This window comes from Bacillus sp. ME78, assembly GCF_903970865.1.
GTDB lineage: Bacteria > Bacillota > Bacilli > Bacillales > Bacillaceae_G > Bacillus_A > Bacillus_A cereus.
Genome location: NZ_CAJCKK010000003.1, coordinates 201,960 through 219,158, shown reverse-complemented (window position 1 = coordinate 219,158; position 17,199 = coordinate 201,960). Strand labels below are relative to the sequence as shown.

Genomic DNA, 17,199 nt, shown 5'->3' with positions numbered 1-17,199 from the left:
ATCGGCGAGCTATTTTGTTATGCTTTTTTCTTTTCATCATTCGTTTTTTCGGTAGCTAAGTGACTATGCTTTCTAGAGTAGAAGAAATAGAAGCATAAGCCGACTATAAGCCAAACGGCAAAGCTAATCCATGTTGTTTTAGACAAATTGATCATTAAATATAAGCAGCAAAGAATCGCGACAACTGGTAATACAGGTACGAAAGGTGTACGGAATCCACGTTTTAAATCAGGATGTGTTTTTCGTAAAATAAGTACAGCGCAGCAAACGAATGTAAAGGCTGTTAACGTACCGATGTTTACTAAATTCGCTAGCAAATGTAAATCTAAAAGTCCTGCTAATAAAGCAGCAACAACGCCAGTAATCCACGTATTTAATAAAGGGATTTTTACTCTTTTATTTACACGTGCTAGCGCTTTTGGAAGTAGACCGTCACGGCTCATTGCATACGAAACGCGAACTTGTCCATACATAACGACTAAGAGAACGGTTGTCATTCCAGTCATCGCTCCAACAGCGAGTAGTCCTGCAATTGTGTCCTCACCAACGAAATGCAATGCAAATGCAACTGGATCAGAAACGTCTAATTGCGTATAAGGAACCATACCTGTTAAAACGAAAGATACAATCATATATAAAACAGTACAAATAAGAAGAGAACCGATAATACCAATTGGTAAGTCACGCTGCGGTTTTTTCGTTTCTTCTGCAGCGGTTGCGATTGCATCAAATCCTAAGAAGGCGAAGAACACAGTGGCAGCCCCAGTAATAATACCGTCGTATCCGAATGGGATGAACGGTGTCCAATTTTCAGGTTTTACATATTTTGCACCTGCTACGATAAAGGCAATGATAACAGCTAGTTTAATAAGAACCATAATATTATTAATGCGTGCACTTTCACGTATACCAAAACTTAAAAGGCCAGTAATAAGAAGTAAAATGCAGACAGCTGGTAAATCGATGAGACCACCTTTTCCTACGCCGGGGGCCGAGGCGATTATGGCGGGCAGGTGTATATTGAACCCTTGTAGTAATGATTGCAAATAACCAGACCAACCGACAGCTACTGCTGCAACGGCAAGTAAATATTCGAGCATTAAACACCATCCGACGATGAAGGCGACGACTTCTCCGACTGTCATGTATGCGTAAGTATACACACTTCCTGAGACAGGAATAGAAGAAGCAAATTCAGCATAACAAAAGGCTACACAAGCACAAGTAAATGCAGCAATAAGAAATGATAGCATAATACCAGGACCAGAATGTTTTGCTGCAACAATACCTGTTAATACAAAGATCCCTGTCCCAATTACGGCGCCGATCCCTAAAAACGTTAAATCGAGTGCAGTTAATGTTCTATCTAGCTGCTTTGGTGATTCAGTACTAAGCGCTTTTTTTCGTAATAATGACTTCACTTTGGACTCTCCCCCCGTTTTTTCATTTCCATAACTGCGACTATAGTATGAGCCCATTAAAAAAGAGTAAGTAAGTGGAGGTGCAGTTATGGTATGTAGTTTTTTAAAATTGCTGGATTAATCTTAATATAATTCAGAATATTTTGTCAAATAAAAATATGACAAATAAAATGCGGATCAATAGGGGAAACTACTTGCAGAAATGGACGGGGGTTAACGACCCACTGATTAAAGTTAAAGTAGGAGCAGATGCTATGTTATTTTATTTTGAACTTGTCGTCATTTTACTTTGTACGAAATTAGCTGGTGACATTAGTGTGAGACTGGGTCAGCCTTCTGTACTTGGTAAGTTAATTGTTGGTATTATTATCGGTCCGGCTGTACTCGGTATTATTAATAGTTCTGAACTAATTGATGAACTGAGTGAGATTGGTGTTTTGTTACTTATGTTTATGGCAGGACTTGAAACAGATTTAGAAGAGTTAAACCGGAATTTGAAATCTTCATTTGCAGTAGCGGCTGGTGGAATTATTTTTCCTTTCATCGGTGGTTATGTAACAGGATTGCTGTTTGGATTAATACAGTCCCATGCCATTTTTTTAGGGTTATTACTTTGCGCAACATCGGTTAGTATTACGGTTCAGACGCTACGTGATCTAGGAAAAATGAATACGAGAGAAAGTACAACAATTTTAGGTGCTGCCGTATTTGATGATGTCATTGTCGTTATTTTATTGGCATTTGTAATGAGTTTTTTAGGAACACAAGATGTGAATATAACACTTGTCATTGCAAAGAAAATTATTTTCTTTGTAAGTATTGTTTTTATTGCTTGGAAAGTCGTTCCTTGGATTATGAAAATGCTTGTACCGCTTCGTGTAACAGAAGCGTTAATTAGCGCGGCTCTTATTATTTGCTTTTCTTTTTCTTATTACAGTGAAATGATGGGAATTGCAGGTATTATTGGAGCATTTGCCGCGGGAATTGCTATTTCTCAAACAGAGTATAAGCATGAAGTGGAACATAAAATTGAACCGATCGCTTATGCAATATTTGTTCCAGTATTCTTCGTAAGTATCGGAATGGAAATTACATTTCAAGGTATTGGAAGCCAGCTTTGGTTCATTATTATTATGACTCTCATTGCGATTTTCACAAAGTTAATCGGATCAGGTTTAGGAGCAAGGCTGACAGGATTTAACCTTCAATCTTCTATTAGTATTGGTGCGGGGATGGTATCACGTGGTGAAGTAGCGCTTATCATCGCAGCAAATGGACTTACGGCGAATTTATTAGCGAAAGAAAATTTCACAGCGATTGTTATTGTTGTTATATTGACGACGATTATTACACCGCCACTTTTGAAGAAATATTTTGTATAGAGAGGAAGGGCTTATCTGATGTAGGTAAGCTCTTTTTTTATTCCCAAAAGCAATGATCATATAGTATGAAGGGTTTGTAATTATGGTAAAATCTATGTATGTGATATGACAAGGAGAGGGAAGTGTGAAGATTACGAAGGAGAAGGTTATCGGTGTAATCGTACTTATTGCAGTATGTATACCATTTACTGCATGGAAAGAATCAAAAGTGAACGATTTTCCGGTTTCTATTTTTTCGGAAGAAGCAGATGGTGAGTACAATCAGAAGCTGAAATATACTGCTTTTTTACCTGATGTTGCGATTTGGATGAACGGTTGGGAAAAGAAGTGGACAGAAGGGGAAAGAACTGTTTATCAAAAAGGGAATCGCATTGTAAATGTGTTTCATCCTCCTGGTGATAATGGTTTTTACCTTCTTGAAGCAAGAGAAAATAAGTGAACGCAACCGTAAGAAGTGGAGGTTAAATAGTGAAAGCTTCAACATTACTATTTAAAATTGAAAGTAATATGGATCAATTTTCACCAGCTGAGAAGAAGGTTGCCATGTACATAATGGAGAATGCAGAGATTGTGCCGAATTTAACGACGAAAGAAGTTTCAACGAATGCAGGCGCAAGTGAAGCGAGTGTCGTTCGCTTTTGTAAATCGATTGGGATCGGAAGTTTTAAAGCATTTAAGATAGCACTCGTTCGTGAATTAACGATTGCTGATTATAATATTAACGATTTTTCAGTGATGAATACGGAAGATGGACCGTACGATTTATTTAATAAAGTTACTTATGTGAATAAAGCTGCAATTGAGGCGAGCGTTACTGCGATAGATAAGAAGGAACTTGAGAAAGCTGCAGATCGTATTGTCAATGCGGATAAAATTATATTTTACGGAGTAGGCGGATCAGCTACGCCAGCAATGGACGGGGCTTATAAATTTACGCGGCTTGGATTTACAGCGGTGATGCTATCTGATTTTCATATGATGTTGCCACTTGTGACGAATTTAAAAGAAGGCGATATATTTGTTGCGATTTCAACATCTGGTCGAACGAAAGATGTGCTTGAAATGGCGCAGTATGCAAAGAGACAAGGTGCAACTGTTATTGGAATTACGAAATTAGATCAATCATCACCCCTATATAAAGAAGCGGATATTCGCCTTTGTATGCCAGATGTAGAACAAGATCATCGTATTGCGAGTATTGCTTCGAGAATGACGCAATTAAATATGATAGATGCTTTATATGTTATTACTTTCAATCGAATTGGTAATAAAGTATTGGATCAATTTATGGAGACGCGAGAAGAAGCGTTGCGGTTACGGAAGTTAAAGTAGAAGAAAAGATGAGGAGACTCATCTTTTTTATTATCTTTGACACAAATATGTCATGTTGTGAAATTTTATTTCATAAAATAAGAAAGAGTTATTGATTTTTAGTTTCTTAAAGTTATAATAAAAGTGTGAAATATAATTTCAAAGAGGGTGGAAATATGTTAGAAAATTTATCGACAGAACATCGTAATGAGAAAACAATGAATCTGGATGAAATGAGCATAAAAGAAGTGTTGCAAAGTATGAATGAAGAAGATCGAACTGTTGCGTTAGCAGTTGAAAAAGAGATAGAACAAATTGAAAAGGTTGTACAGACTGTTATTAAATCTTTTGAAGAAGAGGGACGCTTAATTTACATTGGTGCTGGTACGAGTGGTCGTTTAGGTATTCTAGATGCAGTGGAATGTCCGCCGACATTTGGCACGGATGATAAAATGGTGCAAGGATTTATAGCAGGTGGATTGAAAGCGTTTACTAAGGCGGTGGAAGGTGCCGAAGATCGCGAAGAGTTAGCAGAAGAAGATTTAAAATGTATTGGATTAAATGAGAAAGATACAGTGATTGGAATTGCTGCCAGTGGCAGAACTCCTTACGTAATTGGCGGCTTGAAATACGCACAGAGCGTAGGAGCGAGTACAGCGAGTATTTCTTGTAATAAAAATGCTGAAATCAGTAAATATGCAAAGTTAAATGTGGAAGTAGAGACAGGTGCAGAAATATTAACAGGATCAACGCGTTTAAAAGCTGGTACAGCACAAAAATTAGTGCTGAATATGATTTCAACAGCTTCGATGATTGGTGTAGGAAAAGTATATAAAAACTTAATGGTAGATGTTCAATCCACAAATGAAAAGTTAGTAGAACGGTCAAAACGAATTATTGTGGAAGCAACAGGCGCTAGTTATGAAGTAGCGGCAGAGTATTATGAAAAGGCAGAACGTAACGTAAAAGCTGCCATTGTTATGGTGTTGTTGCAGTGTGAGTATGGGGAAGCACTGGAGAAACTAAAATACGCAAAAGGGTTTGTGAAGAAAGCACTATAAAGTAATAGGGAGGGGGATTCTATTATGAAGAAAGAAGAGAGAATGGCCAAGGAAATTTCGGAGCAACTTGGGGGAATAAAAAATATTCGTAGTATTGCTCATTGTATGACGAGACTACGTTTAACGCTTCATGATGAAAGTAAAGTAAATATGGACCTTTTGAAAAAAGTTGAAGGCGTTATGGGCGTTATAGAAGATGAGACTCTTCAAGTTGTCGTTGGTCCAGGAACAGTAAATAAAGTAGCAGCTGAAATGGAAGGTTTGACAGGACTACGAATTGGTGAGGTAGCAGATCATCACCTTGAAGATATTGGGCAAGAGATGAAATCAGAGATTAAGAAGAAAAATAATACACCGGTGAAAAACTTTTTACGAAAAATAGGAAGTATTTTCATCCCATTAATTCCGGGGCTTGTTGCGTCAGGAATTATAAACGGGGTTGCTAACTTTGCGAAAAATGCTGGTGCTGATCCAAATGCAACGTGGTTACAAATGTTACTACTCATTGGCGGCGGTATCTTTACATTCTTAGGAATTTTAGTCGGCTGGAATACAGCGAAAGAATTTGGCGGGACACCGGTTCTTGGGGCAATTGCTGGTATTTTAATTTTCAACCCGGCGATGGCAAACGTAAAATTGTTTGGTGAAGCATTAGTGCCCGGACGGGGCGGATTGTTTGCAGTTATTTTTGCAGCGTGGCTTATGGTTGTAGTGGAAAGACAAGTTCGAAAAGCAGTGCCAAATGCAGTTGATATTATCGTGACACCACTCATTACTGTATTAGTTGTAAGTATCGTAACGATGTTAGCCATTCAGCCATTAGCAGGTTTCTTATCAGATGGTATTACGAGCGGAATTAATGCTATTTTAAATATTGGCGGAGCATTTGCTGGCGCAGTACTTGCGGGAACATTTTTACCTCTCGTTATGGTCGGATTGCATCACGGTTTAACACCAATTCATATGGAATTTATTAATCAAACACACGTAACACCTTTATTACCAGTGCTCGCAATGGCTGGTGCTGGCCAAGTGGGCGCAGCAATTGCGATTTATGTGAAAACAAAAAACAAACGACTTCGTAACGTAATTAAAGGTGGATTGCCAGTTGGCTTTTTAGGAATTGGTGAGCCGTTATTATACGGGGTGACATTACCACTTGGGAAACCGTTTATTACTGCTTGTTTAGGAGCGGCTGTCGGTGGTGCATTCCAAGCAGTTATGCAAACAGCTTCTCTTGGAATTGGCGTATCAGGGCTATCTTTAATTCCTTTAATTGCTGACAATAAATATTTACTCTATTTCTTAGGTTTAGTAATTGCATATGCTTTCGGATTTATCTTTACGTACTTCTTCGGATTTAAAGAAGAAATGGCAGAAAACATATAGAGAAAGGGATTCCTTTCTCTTTTTCTATTAATAGAAAGGGAGATTTATATGATCGGAGTTTCCATTTATCTTTCAAAAGAACGAGTAGAGAAACAAGAAGAGTGGCTAAAAGTAGCGAAGGAAAATGGGTTTACATCTATTTTTACATCACTGCACATTCCAGAAGATGATCCAAACACGTATAAAGAGTTAATTCAAATATTAGGGAAACAAGCTCTTGCACATGAAATGGAGTTAATGGTTGATGTTTCTCCAAAATCGTTACACCATTTAGGGCTAACATATGAAAATGTGGAAGAACTATTGGAATGGGGCATTACCGGTTTAAGAATGGATTACGGCATTGCGCCAAAAGAAATTGCAAGCGTATCTCATAAGATGAAAGTAGCTTTAAATGCGAGTACGATTACAAAGCCATTTTGGAAAGAATTACTTGCAGAACATATAAGAGTAGAGAATGTAGAAGCATGGCATAATTTTTACCCACGTCCAGAGACAGGACTAGCAAAGTCCTTCTTACAAAAGCAAAATCAATATTTACAGAAGTGCGGAATAAAGACGATGGCATTTATTCCAGGAGATGCGGAAAAACGAGGTCCGTTATATGAAGGGTTACCAACGTTAGAAAAACATCGCAATATGCGCCCGCTTGAAGCGTACTTAGAACTTGTTCAAGATTGTGGTGTTGATAAAGTATTGATTGGAGATATAAGCGCAAGTTTGGAAAGTATGCAAGAAGTAGCTAGTGCGAGTAGAGGGATTATTCCATTGCGTTACAAATCATTTATAACTGATAAAGAAGTATTAAAAGTGGTGGAGCAAGTGCATACAAATAGACTAGATCCGGCTCGTGATGTTATTCGATCTGTAGAATCAAGGGAAAGAAACAGAGTGGTTTTACAGCCGATGCATACAATTGTAAGAAAGAAAGGCAGCATTACAATTGATAATGAATTGTACGGTAGATATGCAGGGGAGATGCAAGTTGCTACACATGATTTACCTGTAGATGAGAAAGTGAATGTTGTTGGAATGGTTGTGGAAGAGGACGTTTCTTTACTTCCTTATATTGGTGCTGGAAAAATGTTTCAACTTTTTCTATGCGATAGAATAAAAGCTTGAATTAGCGCTATTTTGTAAGAAAACATTATCCGTAAAAGGGATAATGTTTTTTATTTTCTTTAAAAAAGTATTTGACGAATGAAATAAAATACCGTATTGTTTTGACTTGTAAATAAAAGTTCACCATAACAAAACAAAAAGGAGAGTTCAAAATGAATCAATATATTGGGAATTTAATTATTCGTATCGTGTTAGGAGTTACGTTCTTTGCACACGGTTTAGCAAAGTTTCAATCAGGTATCGATAATGTAGCAGGATGGTTTACAAGCATCGGTTTACCAGGTGGCCTTGCATACGGCGTAGCAACTGTAGAATTAGTTGGTGGTATATTATTAATTATCGGTTTAGGTGTACGATATGTAGGATTGTTATTCGCTCTTATTTTAGCTGGAGCTATCGTAAAGGTAAATGGAGCAGCAGGTTTATTAGGAGATGGAAAGAATCCAGGATATGAATTAGATCTTGCATTATTATCAATGGGTGCGTATTTATTCGTAGTAAAAGCAGAAGGATATGTAGATCGTTTCTTAAAAGAGAAAGTAATGAAAACGAAGTAAATTTTATTTATAAATTGTTGACTTGAAGAATTATTGTAACTATAATGATTACAACTAATGAATTACGAATGAAACAATTTAAATATTTTTTTACACAAGATGTAACTATATTGGTTACGTCTTGTGTAAACATAAATAAACGGGAGGAAGTAATATGCCTAAATCAAATTTAGAAATTATTCAAAGCACGTATGAAGGATCAGCTTCTTCGAATGCAAAGCAGTTAGCAGAAGCCCTCTCTGAAAAAGTGGAATGGACAGAGGCAGAAGGTTTCCCGTATGGCGGAACATATACAGGCGTAGAAGCTATAATGGAAAATGTATTTAGCCGTTTAGGATCAGAATGGGATGATTATAAAGCAAGGGTAAATACATATCATGAAGTAAACGGAAAAGATGTAATTATTGCTGAAGGTATGTATTCTGGAGTTTATAAAGAAACAGGAAAATCATTTGAAGCAGAATTTGTTCATGTATGGCAACTTGAGAACGGAAAAATCGTGAAGTTTAAGCAATATGTAGATAGTCATATTGTTAGGGAAGCGATGAAGAGATAATGCTTTTTAAATGGATCTTAGGTATATGCATTACAATTATAGTAATTTTCTCGTCTATAGTTGGCGGAAAGAAATTGCTTGCATATGTGGAAAAAGAAAATACAAATATTCAAAACGAGCGAGCGGCAAACGAAAAAGAGAAAAAAGCTGCAGAAGAAGCTCCGCAAATTAGTGAAGGTGAAATTATTTCTACTATGCATAAAATGGTGCACCAAAAGGTAAAATCCTCTGAAAAATGGGGATTTGTAGAGATGACAAAAAAGGAAATTTCTAATGTGAAAAGGGATATTGAAAATAGTACAGGTTTTCAATATAAAATGAAGTTATTTTCTATTATAAATAGATGGGAAAAAGGAGATTTTTCTCAAACTGTTGAGGAGCATAACTTTTTATGGAGCCTTCAAGGTGGAGATACTGGTAAGGCGACGGAACGTTTATCGCCAGAAGAGGAAAAACAGTATATAAAAGAAATGAAGAGTAAATAAAAACATCGCCAACCCAGATGACGATGTTTTTTCATTAAGAATGTTTTCGCATTAAAGGTCTAACAGGCTGAACGGCAACAGTTTTGAAATGAGAAAATAAATAACACCCTGTTACAACGACAATTGTCCCTAAAATTTGTATCCACGTTAATTCTTCTCCGAGGAATATGAATGCTAAAATGGCTGTGAAAATTGGATTGAAGTTTAGAAAAATACCTGATGTAGTTGCGCCTAATTTTTGTACACCAATATTCCAAAATACCATACAAAGAACTGTCGAAATAAGCCCAGTATATAAAAGTGATGTGATGAAAGAAGTATTTATATTTGAAACAGTGAAGCTACCTATGTTAAACGGTAGTAATAAAATAACGCCGAAAATACCAGAGTACAACGTTGCCATAAGTGGTGTAGTTGTTTTTGTTGCCCATTTACTACAAACAGAATAGATTCCCCAAATACAAACTGCTGCAATCATCCATAAATCGCCACTATTAAAATGTAGTGAAAATAAAAGCGAGAAATCACCTTTTAATAGGACGAGGATAACCCCGAAGAATGAAAGAATCATGGATAGGATTTGGAGTGTATTTACTTTTTCTTTTAGAAATAATACTGAAAATAATGCGATTGAAATTGCATTCAATGTAGAGATAAGACCTACATTCGTAGCGGATGTTTTTTCTAATGCTAAAAATTGAAAGATGTTAAAAAGAGCGACCCCTGAAATTCCCATCAATATTAAAGGAAGTATTGCGGTACGTGGTGGAAGGATTTTCTTTTCTTTAAACCATACCATCGGTAATAAACAAACAATCGCAATCATCCATCTTAAATTTGTCAGTGTCATCGGCGATGCATGATCGACGAGTGATTTTCCAACGACAAAATTTCCTCCCCATAATAAGCTCGTTAGTAATAGTAAAAAGACGTAAAAATAAGGCATGCTAAAATCCCCTTTTTTGTAATCAATACGAATTGTAAATAATTTTAGCATTTTTCTTTATTGTGTAATATATTCTTTTGTATAATGGTGAAAACTCGATAAAATCTTTAGTTATGAATGATATTTACGGAATGATATTCAGTTTTTTGTAAGGTATAAGGTGTTTTTTCGAATAATCATCGGTAAGAAAAAAGGGGGGAATTATAATGGAGTCGTCTGTTATTAAAGTGTTGGATGATTTGGATGTACAAATTTTAGATATATTGCAGAAGGAGTCACAAGTAAGTAATGCAGAGCTGGCACGTCGCGTTAATTTATCACCGGCTGCGATGCATGCAAGAATAAAAAGATTGGATGGGGAAGGTTTCATCGATAAGCAAGTTGCGATTTTAAATCAAGAAAAGCTTGGGTTTGATTTATTATGTTTTATTTTTATGAGTACAAATATTCATCAATTTGACAAGCTGGAAGTGTTGGAGAAAGAATTAGAATCGATGCCGGAAGTGTTAGAATGTCACTGTTTAACAGGAGAGTACGATTATTTATTAAAGGTTGCAAATCGTGATCGTAAAGAACTGGAGCAGTTTATTAGAAAGCTGAATAAGCTTGGTATTACAAGGATACAGACAAGTTTAGCACTTCGTGAAATTAAATATTCGACGGTATTGCCGATACGAAATGAGGAACCGAGCATCGATTAGATTGCTTGGTTTTTTGTTTGTATAAATTGATTGACGAGGAGAAAAGAGGGATGTATTATTATATAAAAATATGAATTAAAATTCATTTTAAGTTATAAATATTAATATTGAGGGGCAAGGGGATGTAATATGAAAATCTGTAATGCGGTGACGAGTGATGTGAAAGAAATTTATAGTCTTATTGAGGTTTATGCAAAAGAGGGAGTTGTTTTACCACGTTCTCTTTTGTCTCTTTATCAATATTTGCAATGTTTATATGTTATGAAAGAAGACGAGAGAATTGTTGGAGTTGCTGGCTTGCATGTATTAGGAGAAGATCTTGCAGAAATACGATCGTTAGTAGTTTCGCATACATATGCAGGGAAAGGGATAGGGCGTATGCTTGTAAATCATGTAATGGAGGAAGCTACGAAAATAAATGTAAGAAGAGTAATTTCCTTAACATATGAAACAGTATTTTTTCAAAAGTGTGGATTTGATTTTATAAATAAAGAAGCGTTGCCAGAGAAAGTATGGATTGATTGTAGACATTGTCCAAAGGTGGATTATTGTGATGAAGTGGCGATGGTGCGGTATGTTGGATGAAAAATTTATAGAGAAAAAGTTCCCACTATTATTTACATATATAGTGGGAACATATATTTCCATAAGAAATGGACAGGTTATTAAGAATTTGAATTCTTTTGTCTCACGGCAAAATTATAAAGTGGATCTTTAAGTTCATAGTTATACGTTAAACCGTCGACAATTCCTACAACTTTATCATTATCATAAAGATCGAGCATAAATTGTGCCATTTGTTTTGCGGTGTGGAATTTTGGTACAACATTATCGTATTGGAATTCATCAATATCAAATGAACGCTTCGCAAATTCTGTTTCAGTTGCAGCAGGAGCTAAAACTTTTGCTCGCAGTTTTGCGCCTTGTTCTTTCAGTTCGTGAGACAGCCCTTCTGTAAATGCACTTACATAGAATTTCGTAGCGCAATACGTAACAGCATCAGCAACAATTGTGTATCCGCCGCCCGATGAAACGTTAATAAGCTGTGTTCCGTCAACCATTGAATAATCTCGAACGAAAAGAGAAGAGAGTATTGTTAGTGCTTCTATATTGACATGCAACATCGTCTCGATTTTATTTAAATTTTGTTCAGCAATTGAGGCGAAATTACCAAAACCTGCGTTGTTAATCCACGTTTCAATTTGAAAAGATTGTAGGCTTTCATAAAGTTTATAAACATCTTCAGTAACAGATAAATCAGTTTTTCGAATGACAACATCCAATTCTGGATGCATTTCGTTAATTTTCAATTTTAATTCGTTTAATTCTTCTTGTCTTCGAGCTACAAGTACTAAATTTTTTCCGCGAGATGCAAATGCTAAAGCTGCTTCATAACCAATTCCGGAACTTGCGCCAGTAATAACAGTGTATTTCATATAAAATCCCCCAAAATTCAAATTCATTTATGGTTAGATTGTATTTGTTAGAGTATACTCTAAGTCAAACGTTTTTTATAAATTTGATACGGTTATAAAATATATGAGGGTAAGCATGTGAAGGGAGTTTTAGTATGTACACAATTAGCGAGGTAGCAAAATTATTAGGCGTGAGCACACATACACTACGTTATTATGAAAAGGAAAATATATTAATTGCAAATCGTGATACAAATGGTAATCGACTTTACGAAGAGTCACATATAAAGTGGTTGCAGTTTGTAATGAAATTAAAACAAACGCAAATGCCAATAGCGAAAATAAGAGAATACGCTAGATTATATACAGAAGGGGAGCATACAACAGAAGCTCGTTTACAGCTCCTAGAAGATCATAGGAAATCTATTCAGATTCAAAGAGAAAACTTAGAAGTTACAGAGAAGATGCTCGAGAATAAAATTAGTGCATACAAAAGCTCATTGGAAAATAAATAGATGTTGTTATGTGATGAAAAATGGATTTGATCTATGAGTATTTCATCATAAGTGTGCGGACAAATAAAAAAGAGCAGCTAGCAAAAGCTAACTGCTCCATTCAAGGGATCTCTCCAAGGGGGAGTGGAGAAAATATTATGTTACTAGCAGTATTGACAGATTATTGAGAAATATACAAATTAGATGAAAGAAATTTTAAATAAACTTTCGGCATTGACAGTTTTTAAAATGTTCATGTACAATATATATGAATGACATTCAGTCATTTTTATGTGACAGGATGCAGTTAGCTTAGAAGTGGAACAAATACAATGGTAAATGAGGATGATAGTTGTTTTTATATAGTATTGATGAAAGAGTATATTTTTTTAAAACAAAATGACTGATAGTCAGTCATAAGAGGTGAGAGGTATGAAAAATAGAGCTTGGTTATATGTCATATTAACATGTATCTTTGAAATTTTTTGGGTGTTTGGTTTTAATACGGCTAATACTTGGTGGCATTGGATTATTATTTTAGGAGTTATCGCTGTTGATTTTCACTTCCTTTCTAAAGCGTGTGAACATCTTGCAACAGGGACTGTATATGCTGTTTTCGCCGGAGCTGGTACGGTAGGTACTTTCTTAATGGATGTATTTCTTTTCGGTGGAAGTTTCAGCGCAGGCAAACTATTCTTCATTCTTATGGTAGTAGCCGGTGTTATCGGTTTAAAGCTAGCTGATAATAAAGAAGAAACTGTGGAAGGAGCTGCTTAAAAATGGGTTGGTTTTTCGTATTTTGTGCTGCAATTAGTGAAATAGTCGGTGTGATAGGACTTAAAATGTATAGTAAAGATAAGACATTGGCCAATGGTGCGATTTATATAGGCGGGTTTGCTACATCCTTCGCATTTTTGTATACTTCCTTCTTATTTTTACAAGTAAGTGTCGCGTATGCGGTTTGGATTGGTATCGGAACAGCAGGTGCAGTTTTGTTAAACATGTTCTTGTTTGGTGAGTCGAAAAGTAAAGCGCGTATCATTAGTGTGTTTCTTATTGTATGTGGAGTGACAGGATTAAAGGCACTTTCTTAAAGATATATTGTATTTTTATCTCCTAATTGTTTATTAGGAGATTTTATTATAAAAAAATGATTTCCTCTTAGAGTTCACTATCATTGACAGTACAATCGATTATCTTATAAAATGAGTGACAGTCATTCAATATGCGTGTGAAAGGGTTTAGATGATGAATAAAAAAGAGAAAATTGTCTATGCAGCTATTGAAGTGTTTCAGGAAAAGGGCGTCGAAAAAACGAAGATTTCTGATATCGTGAAATTAGCTGGCATTGCGCAAGGAACTTTCTATTTATATTTTCCTTCTAAGCTATCTGTTATGCCTGCAATAGCAGAAGTGATGGTTGAAAAGATGATACTTGCAGTGAAAGAAAAAGTACAAAAAGATGTACCTTTTTCAAATAAAGTGGCACAAGTAATCGATGCGGTGTTTCACTTTATAGAGGAATACCGTGAAATACAAGCTTTAATGTATGCGGGTCTTGCATCTACAGAACATATAAAAGAGTGGGAAGCTGTGTATGAGCCTCTTTATATGTGGTTAAGCGAATTTTTAAGTGAGGCGAAAGAAGCTGGTGAAATTCGTGATTCGGTTCACGCAGAACGAACAGCGAAGTTATTTATCGCTCTTGTTGAATCAGCAGCGGAACAAGTTTATTTATATGATCATAAAGATGATGAGCAAGTGGATTTGCAAAAGGCAGAAGTACTAGATTTTTTAACACATGCACTACATATAAAGAAGTAGTAAGATGAACCTGTCTGAAAAGGTAGGTTCATTTTTGAGGAAAACTGAATGATAGTCATTCACCTAATGCTTATGTATGTGTGGAAGGATAGAGTGAAATTCTAATGAGTGGAGGCATCTTCACTCATTACTAGCCCGCAAAGAGCAGGATAAAGAAAAAGCTTCTTGGGCATTATTTTTTGAGAGGAACTTACGGGAAGAGGTGTTAAAAAGTGAAGAAACCGATAAAAGAACAAAAGATGGTATTGGTCATTCTTTTGAGTAATATATTTATCGCTTTTCTAGGGATTGGATTAATCATTCCGGTTATGCCGTCCTTTATGAATGATATGCATTTAACAGGGAAGACGATGGGATATCTCGTTGCAGTATTTGCAATGGCACAGCTCATTACTTCACCTATTACAGGCCGATGGGTTGATCTTTACGGTAGGAAGAAAATGATAATCATTGGATTATTTATTTTTGGTGTTTCAGAGCTTCTTTTTGGATTGGGAAAAGATGTATGGATGCTTTATGTAGCAAGGGTATTAGGCGGAATTAGTGCTGCTTTTATTATGCCTGGTGTTACGGCATATGTTGCGGATATTACATCTATTCAGGAACGTCCAAAGGCGATGGGATACTTATCTGCGGCTATTAGTACTGGATTCATTATAGGGCCTGGAATCGGCGGATTTATTGCAGAATACGGTATACGTGTGCCGTTTTTCGTTGCAGCAGCAATTGCTTTTATAGCATGTGTGATTTCAATCTTTATTTTAAAAGAACCGTTAACGAAAGAAGAACTTGCAGAGATTTCTTCTAATACGAAAGAATCAAGTTTTATTGGTGATTTAAAGAAATCATTACATCCAATGTATGCAATTGCATTTATTATCGTATTTGTACTCGCATTCGGATTATCGGCGTATGAAACTGTGTTTAGCTTATTCTCAGATCATAAATTTGGTTTCTCGCCGAAAGATATTGCAGCAATTATTACAATCAGTTCAATCTTTGGGGTAGTTGTGCAAGTATTTATGTTTGGCAAATTGGTAGACATGTTCGGTGAGAAAGTATTAATCCAAATATGTTTAATTGTAGGTGCAGTATTAGCATTCGTCTCAACTGTAGTCTTTAATTATTGGATTGTACTTCTCGTTACTTGCTTCATTTTCTTAGCATTTGATTTACTTCGTCCAGCTTTAACGACGTTTTTATCAAAAGCAGCTGGAAAAGAGCAAGGATTCGTTGCTGGGATGAACTCGACTTATACGAGTTTAGGAAATATAGCAGGACCAGCGATGGGCGGAATATTATTTGATATGAACATTCATTATCCATATGCATTTTCAGGCGTTGTTTTAATAGTTGGTCTCGGCATTACATTTATGTGGAGAGAGAAACAGTTGGCTGAAAGTTTTGCTAAGTAATAAAACCCCTTACGACGGTAAGGGGTTTTTGTTTTATCCTGATTAAAGTTTCATTTTATAAACTTAATCCAAACCGTTTTAATTCAATAAAAATCCCCTCTAATTGCTTTCCTTTATCCGTTAATGTGTACTCTACACGAGGCGGAACTTCTGGATATACTTTTCTCGTTATAATGCCTTGAGACTCTAATTCTTTTAGTCGAAGCGATAATGTTTTTGGACTAATACCATCCATTGATTTTTGTAAATCACTAAAGCGTAATGTTCCTTCGATAAGAAGATCACGAATGATTAAAAACGTCCATTTTGTACTAATTACATCAAGCGTTTTAGCGATAGGACAAGGTATGCCAGGTAAACCTTTCGTTAATTCAATTGGATCTATATTGTTCATGGAACTAGCCCCCATAAAATTTTTTTGGATGAATTTGCTTTATAGTATCACAAAACTATACTTTTGGTAACTATATGAAAAAAATATCACTACTTCCATAAAGGAAGTTAGTGCATATACAATAGCAATACGAAATACAAAGGCTTAGATGAAGAGGGGGTGATTTTCATGGGGATGAAAAATTTGTTTAGATTCCTTAGTGTATTTGTTATTTGTATTGTGCTTGTAGCATGCGGTGTGGAGGGGAAAACTGAAGTCCAGTTATTAAAAGAAATGCCAAAGCCAAAAGCAATGACAATTGATCCCTCACTAAGTAAAAAAGAAGCGACAGAAATGGTTCATGCGGCGCAGCGTTTTTATGCATTTTGGGATACAGGTAAGGAGGAACTTATTCCGCAGACTGTTACTGAAAATTTTTTCGATAATACATTGCCGAAAGGGCGACCAAAAGGCATTGAGGGATTAAAGTTTGCAGCGCAAAATTTTCGTAAAGTTGTGCCTGATATACATTGCGAGATTGAAGACTTATTGGTTGTTGGTGATAAAGTAACAGCCCGTCTTTCTTTTACAGGAACGCATAATGGTAAGAAAATTAATTTTTTTGCAATTGATATTTTACATGTGAAAGACGGAAAGATAACGGAGGATTGGCATTTAGAAGATAATCTTACACTACAGCAGCAACTCGGCTTAATAGCTGAAGAGTAGATCATATAGGGGAGAGAA

General features: G+C 35.9%; 21 protein-coding genes. 17 read left to right on the top strand and 4 right to left on the bottom strand.

Annotation, left to right across the window (positions count from 1 at the left end; translation table 11 throughout):
* Positions 1 to 17 precede the first annotated feature (17 nt).
* Positions 18 to 1,478, bottom strand: a complete 1,461-nt coding sequence (locus H6481_RS06565) for an amino acid permease (protein WP_153592908.1) — start codon at positions 1,476 to 1,478, stop codon at positions 18 to 20.
* A 113-nt stretch (positions 1,479 to 1,591) separates the two neighbouring features.
* Here H6481_RS06565 and H6481_RS06560 point away from each other — a divergent pair, with 113 nt between their 5' ends.
* The 9 genes from H6481_RS06560 (at position 1,592) to H6481_RS06520 (ending at position 9,284) form a co-directional block, all read left to right on the top strand.
* Entirely contained in the window at positions 1,592 to 2,803 is a 1,212-nt protein-coding gene (locus H6481_RS06560; RefSeq protein WP_120460771.1) for a cation:proton antiporter, read from the top strand.
* 124 nt (positions 2,804 to 2,927) lie between these two features.
* The gene (locus tag H6481_RS06555) at positions 2,928 to 3,242 is read left to right on the top strand and encodes an outer surface protein (RefSeq protein WP_182811260.1); all 315 of its coding nucleotides are present in this window, start codon (positions 2,928 to 2,930) and stop codon (positions 3,240 to 3,242) included.
* A 29-nt stretch (positions 3,243 to 3,271) separates the two neighbouring features.
* Positions 3,272 to 4,135: a MurR/RpiR family transcriptional regulator gene (locus tag H6481_RS06550; protein WP_182811257.1), complete on the top strand. Its 864-nt coding sequence runs from the start codon at positions 3,272 to 3,274 to the stop codon at positions 4,133 to 4,135.
* Between the two features lie 155 nt (positions 4,136 to 4,290).
* Positions 4,291 to 5,175: an N-acetylmuramic acid 6-phosphate etherase gene (gene murQ, locus H6481_RS06545; protein WP_000892339.1), complete on the top strand. Its 885-nt coding sequence runs from the start codon at positions 4,291 to 4,293 to the stop codon at positions 5,173 to 5,175.
* Between the two features lie 24 nt (positions 5,176 to 5,199).
* The gene (locus tag H6481_RS06540) at positions 5,200 to 6,564 is read left to right on the top strand and encodes a PTS transporter subunit EIIC (protein ID WP_000711293.1); all 1,365 of its coding nucleotides are present in this window, start codon (positions 5,200 to 5,202) and stop codon (positions 6,562 to 6,564) included.
* Between the two features lie 48 nt (positions 6,565 to 6,612).
* Positions 6,613 to 7,686, top strand: a complete 1,074-nt coding sequence (locus H6481_RS06535) for a MupG family TIM beta-alpha barrel fold protein (protein WP_182811254.1) — start codon at positions 6,613 to 6,615, stop codon at positions 7,684 to 7,686.
* 152 nt (positions 7,687 to 7,838) lie between these two features.
* Positions 7,839 to 8,243 (top strand): DoxX family protein, encoded by a 405-nt coding sequence (locus H6481_RS06530; RefSeq protein ID WP_001077751.1) that lies wholly within the window; start codon positions 7,839 to 7,841, stop codon positions 8,241 to 8,243.
* A gap of 154 nt (positions 8,244 to 8,397) precedes the next feature.
* Complete coding sequence (locus H6481_RS06525) at positions 8,398 to 8,799, top strand: nuclear transport factor 2 family protein (protein WP_071731175.1); 402 nt, start codon at positions 8,398 to 8,400, stop codon at positions 8,797 to 8,799.
* Positions 8,799 to 9,284 (top strand): PRK06770 family protein, encoded by a 486-nt coding sequence (locus H6481_RS06520; protein ID WP_071731176.1) that lies wholly within the window; start codon positions 8,799 to 8,801, stop codon positions 9,282 to 9,284. Before H6481_RS06525 ends, H6481_RS06520 begins: the two co-directional genes overlap by 1 nt.
* 34 nt (positions 9,285 to 9,318) lie before the next feature.
* On the opposite strand, the gene H6481_RS06515 is transcribed toward H6481_RS06520, so the two are convergent.
* The gene (locus tag H6481_RS06515; protein WP_001146242.1) at positions 9,319 to 10,230 is read right to left on the bottom strand and encodes a DMT family transporter; all 912 of its coding nucleotides are present in this window, start codon (positions 10,228 to 10,230) and stop codon (positions 9,319 to 9,321) included.
* Positions 10,231 to 10,436: 206 nt separating this feature from the next.
* Between H6481_RS06515 and H6481_RS06510 the strand changes: the two genes are divergently transcribed.
* Positions 10,437 to 10,931 carry an Lrp/AsnC family transcriptional regulator gene (locus tag H6481_RS06510; protein WP_000446097.1) on the top strand — a complete coding sequence of 165 codons (495 nt, stop codon included), beginning with the start codon at positions 10,437 to 10,439 and terminating at the stop codon, positions 10,929 to 10,931.
* A 129-nt stretch (positions 10,932 to 11,060) separates the two neighbouring features.
* Positions 11,061 to 11,516 carry an N-acetyltransferase gene (locus tag H6481_RS06505; RefSeq protein WP_000686663.1) on the top strand — a complete coding sequence of 152 codons (456 nt, stop codon included), beginning with the start codon at positions 11,061 to 11,063 and terminating at the stop codon, positions 11,514 to 11,516.
* 80 nt (positions 11,517 to 11,596) lie between these two features.
* Here the strand turns inward: H6481_RS06505 and H6481_RS06500 are convergent, their stop codons facing one another.
* Positions 11,597 to 12,367 (bottom strand): SDR family NAD(P)-dependent oxidoreductase, encoded by a 771-nt coding sequence (locus tag H6481_RS06500; RefSeq protein WP_075716860.1) that lies wholly within the window; start codon positions 12,365 to 12,367, stop codon positions 11,597 to 11,599.
* Between the two features lie 134 nt (positions 12,368 to 12,501).
* Here H6481_RS06500 and H6481_RS06495 point away from each other — a divergent pair, with 134 nt between their 5' ends.
* The 5 genes from H6481_RS06495 to H6481_RS06475 all read left to right on the top strand — a co-directional run bounded on the left by H6481_RS06495 (position 12,502) and on the right by H6481_RS06475 (position 16,079).
* The gene (locus H6481_RS06495) at positions 12,502 to 12,861 is read left to right on the top strand and encodes a MerR family transcriptional regulator (protein ID WP_075677766.1); all 360 of its coding nucleotides are present in this window, start codon (positions 12,502 to 12,504) and stop codon (positions 12,859 to 12,861) included.
* A gap of 411 nt (positions 12,862 to 13,272) precedes the next feature.
* A complete protein-coding gene (locus tag H6481_RS06490) occupies positions 13,273 to 13,617 on the top strand; it encodes an SMR family transporter (protein WP_000796020.1) in 345 nt (114 codons plus the stop codon).
* A gap of 2 nt (positions 13,618 to 13,619) precedes the next feature.
* Positions 13,620 to 13,934 (top strand): multidrug efflux SMR transporter, encoded by a 315-nt coding sequence (locus tag H6481_RS06485; RefSeq protein ID WP_000539671.1) that lies wholly within the window; start codon positions 13,620 to 13,622, stop codon positions 13,932 to 13,934.
* Between the two features lie 151 nt (positions 13,935 to 14,085).
* Positions 14,086 to 14,664, top strand: a complete 579-nt coding sequence (locus tag H6481_RS06480; RefSeq protein ID WP_002025356.1) for a TetR family transcriptional regulator — start codon at positions 14,086 to 14,088, stop codon at positions 14,662 to 14,664.
* Positions 14,665 to 14,876: 212 nt separating this feature from the next.
* The gene (locus H6481_RS06475) at positions 14,877 to 16,079 is read left to right on the top strand and encodes a tetracycline resistance MFS efflux pump (protein ID WP_000742953.1); all 1,203 of its coding nucleotides are present in this window, start codon (positions 14,877 to 14,879) and stop codon (positions 16,077 to 16,079) included.
* Between the two features lie 55 nt (positions 16,080 to 16,134).
* Here H6481_RS06475 and H6481_RS06470 read toward each other — a convergent pair whose 3' ends face one another.
* Entirely contained in the window at positions 16,135 to 16,473 is a 339-nt protein-coding gene (locus H6481_RS06470) for a helix-turn-helix domain-containing protein (protein ID WP_023521247.1), read from the bottom strand.
* Between the two features lie 168 nt (positions 16,474 to 16,641).
* On the opposite strand from H6481_RS06470, the gene H6481_RS06465 reads away from it, so the two are divergent.
* Positions 16,642 to 17,181, top strand: coding sequence for an ester cyclase (locus H6481_RS06465; protein ID WP_075716858.1), 540 nt, complete (start codon positions 16,642 to 16,644; stop codon positions 17,179 to 17,181).
* Positions 17,182 to 17,199: the final 18 nt, after the last annotated feature.

What these genes read in the sequence shown, in the direction of transcription:
- H6481_RS06565 (WP_153592908.1), bottom strand. Translation starts at nt 1,478, where the DNA reads ATGGGCTCATACTATAGTCGCAGTTATGGAAATGAAAAAACGGGGGGA.
- H6481_RS06560 (WP_120460771.1), top strand. Translation starts at nt 1,592, where the DNA reads ATGCGGATCAATAGGGGAAACTACTTGCAGAAATGGACGGGGGTTAAC.
- murQ (WP_000892339.1), top strand. Translation starts at nt 4,291, where the DNA reads ATGTTAGAAAATTTATCGACAGAACATCGTAATGAGAAAACAATGAAT.
- H6481_RS06540 (WP_000711293.1), top strand. Translation starts at nt 5,200, where the DNA reads ATGAAGAAAGAAGAGAGAATGGCCAAGGAAATTTCGGAGCAACTTGGG.
- H6481_RS06535 (WP_182811254.1), top strand. Translation starts at nt 6,613, where the DNA reads ATGATCGGAGTTTCCATTTATCTTTCAAAAGAACGAGTAGAGAAACAA.
- H6481_RS06530 (WP_001077751.1), top strand. Translation starts at nt 7,839, where the DNA reads ATGAATCAATATATTGGGAATTTAATTATTCGTATCGTGTTAGGAGTT.
- H6481_RS06525 (WP_071731175.1), top strand. Translation starts at nt 8,398, where the DNA reads ATGCCTAAATCAAATTTAGAAATTATTCAAAGCACGTATGAAGGATCA.
- H6481_RS06520 (WP_071731176.1), top strand. Translation starts at nt 8,799, where the DNA reads ATGCTTTTTAAATGGATCTTAGGTATATGCATTACAATTATAGTAATT.
- H6481_RS06515 (WP_001146242.1), bottom strand. Translation starts at nt 10,230, where the DNA reads ATGCCTTATTTTTACGTCTTTTTACTATTACTAACGAGCTTATTATGG.
- H6481_RS06510 (WP_000446097.1), top strand. Translation starts at nt 10,437, where the DNA reads ATGGAGTCGTCTGTTATTAAAGTGTTGGATGATTTGGATGTACAAATT.
- H6481_RS06505 (WP_000686663.1), top strand. Translation starts at nt 11,061, where the DNA reads ATGAAAATCTGTAATGCGGTGACGAGTGATGTGAAAGAAATTTATAGT.
- H6481_RS06500 (WP_075716860.1), bottom strand. Translation starts at nt 12,367, where the DNA reads ATGAAATACACTGTTATTACTGGCGCAAGTTCCGGAATTGGTTATGAA.
- H6481_RS06495 (WP_075677766.1), top strand. Translation starts at nt 12,502, where the DNA reads ATGTACACAATTAGCGAGGTAGCAAAATTATTAGGCGTGAGCACACAT.
- H6481_RS06490 (WP_000796020.1), top strand. Translation starts at nt 13,273, where the DNA reads ATGAAAAATAGAGCTTGGTTATATGTCATATTAACATGTATCTTTGAA.
- H6481_RS06485 (WP_000539671.1), top strand. Translation starts at nt 13,620, where the DNA reads ATGGGTTGGTTTTTCGTATTTTGTGCTGCAATTAGTGAAATAGTCGGT.
- H6481_RS06480 (WP_002025356.1), top strand. Translation starts at nt 14,086, where the DNA reads ATGATGAATAAAAAAGAGAAAATTGTCTATGCAGCTATTGAAGTGTTT.
- H6481_RS06470 (WP_023521247.1), bottom strand. Translation starts at nt 16,473, where the DNA reads ATGAACAATATAGATCCAATTGAATTAACGAAAGGTTTACCTGGCATA.
- H6481_RS06465 (WP_075716858.1), top strand. Translation starts at nt 16,642, where the DNA reads ATGGGGATGAAAAATTTGTTTAGATTCCTTAGTGTATTTGTTATTTGT.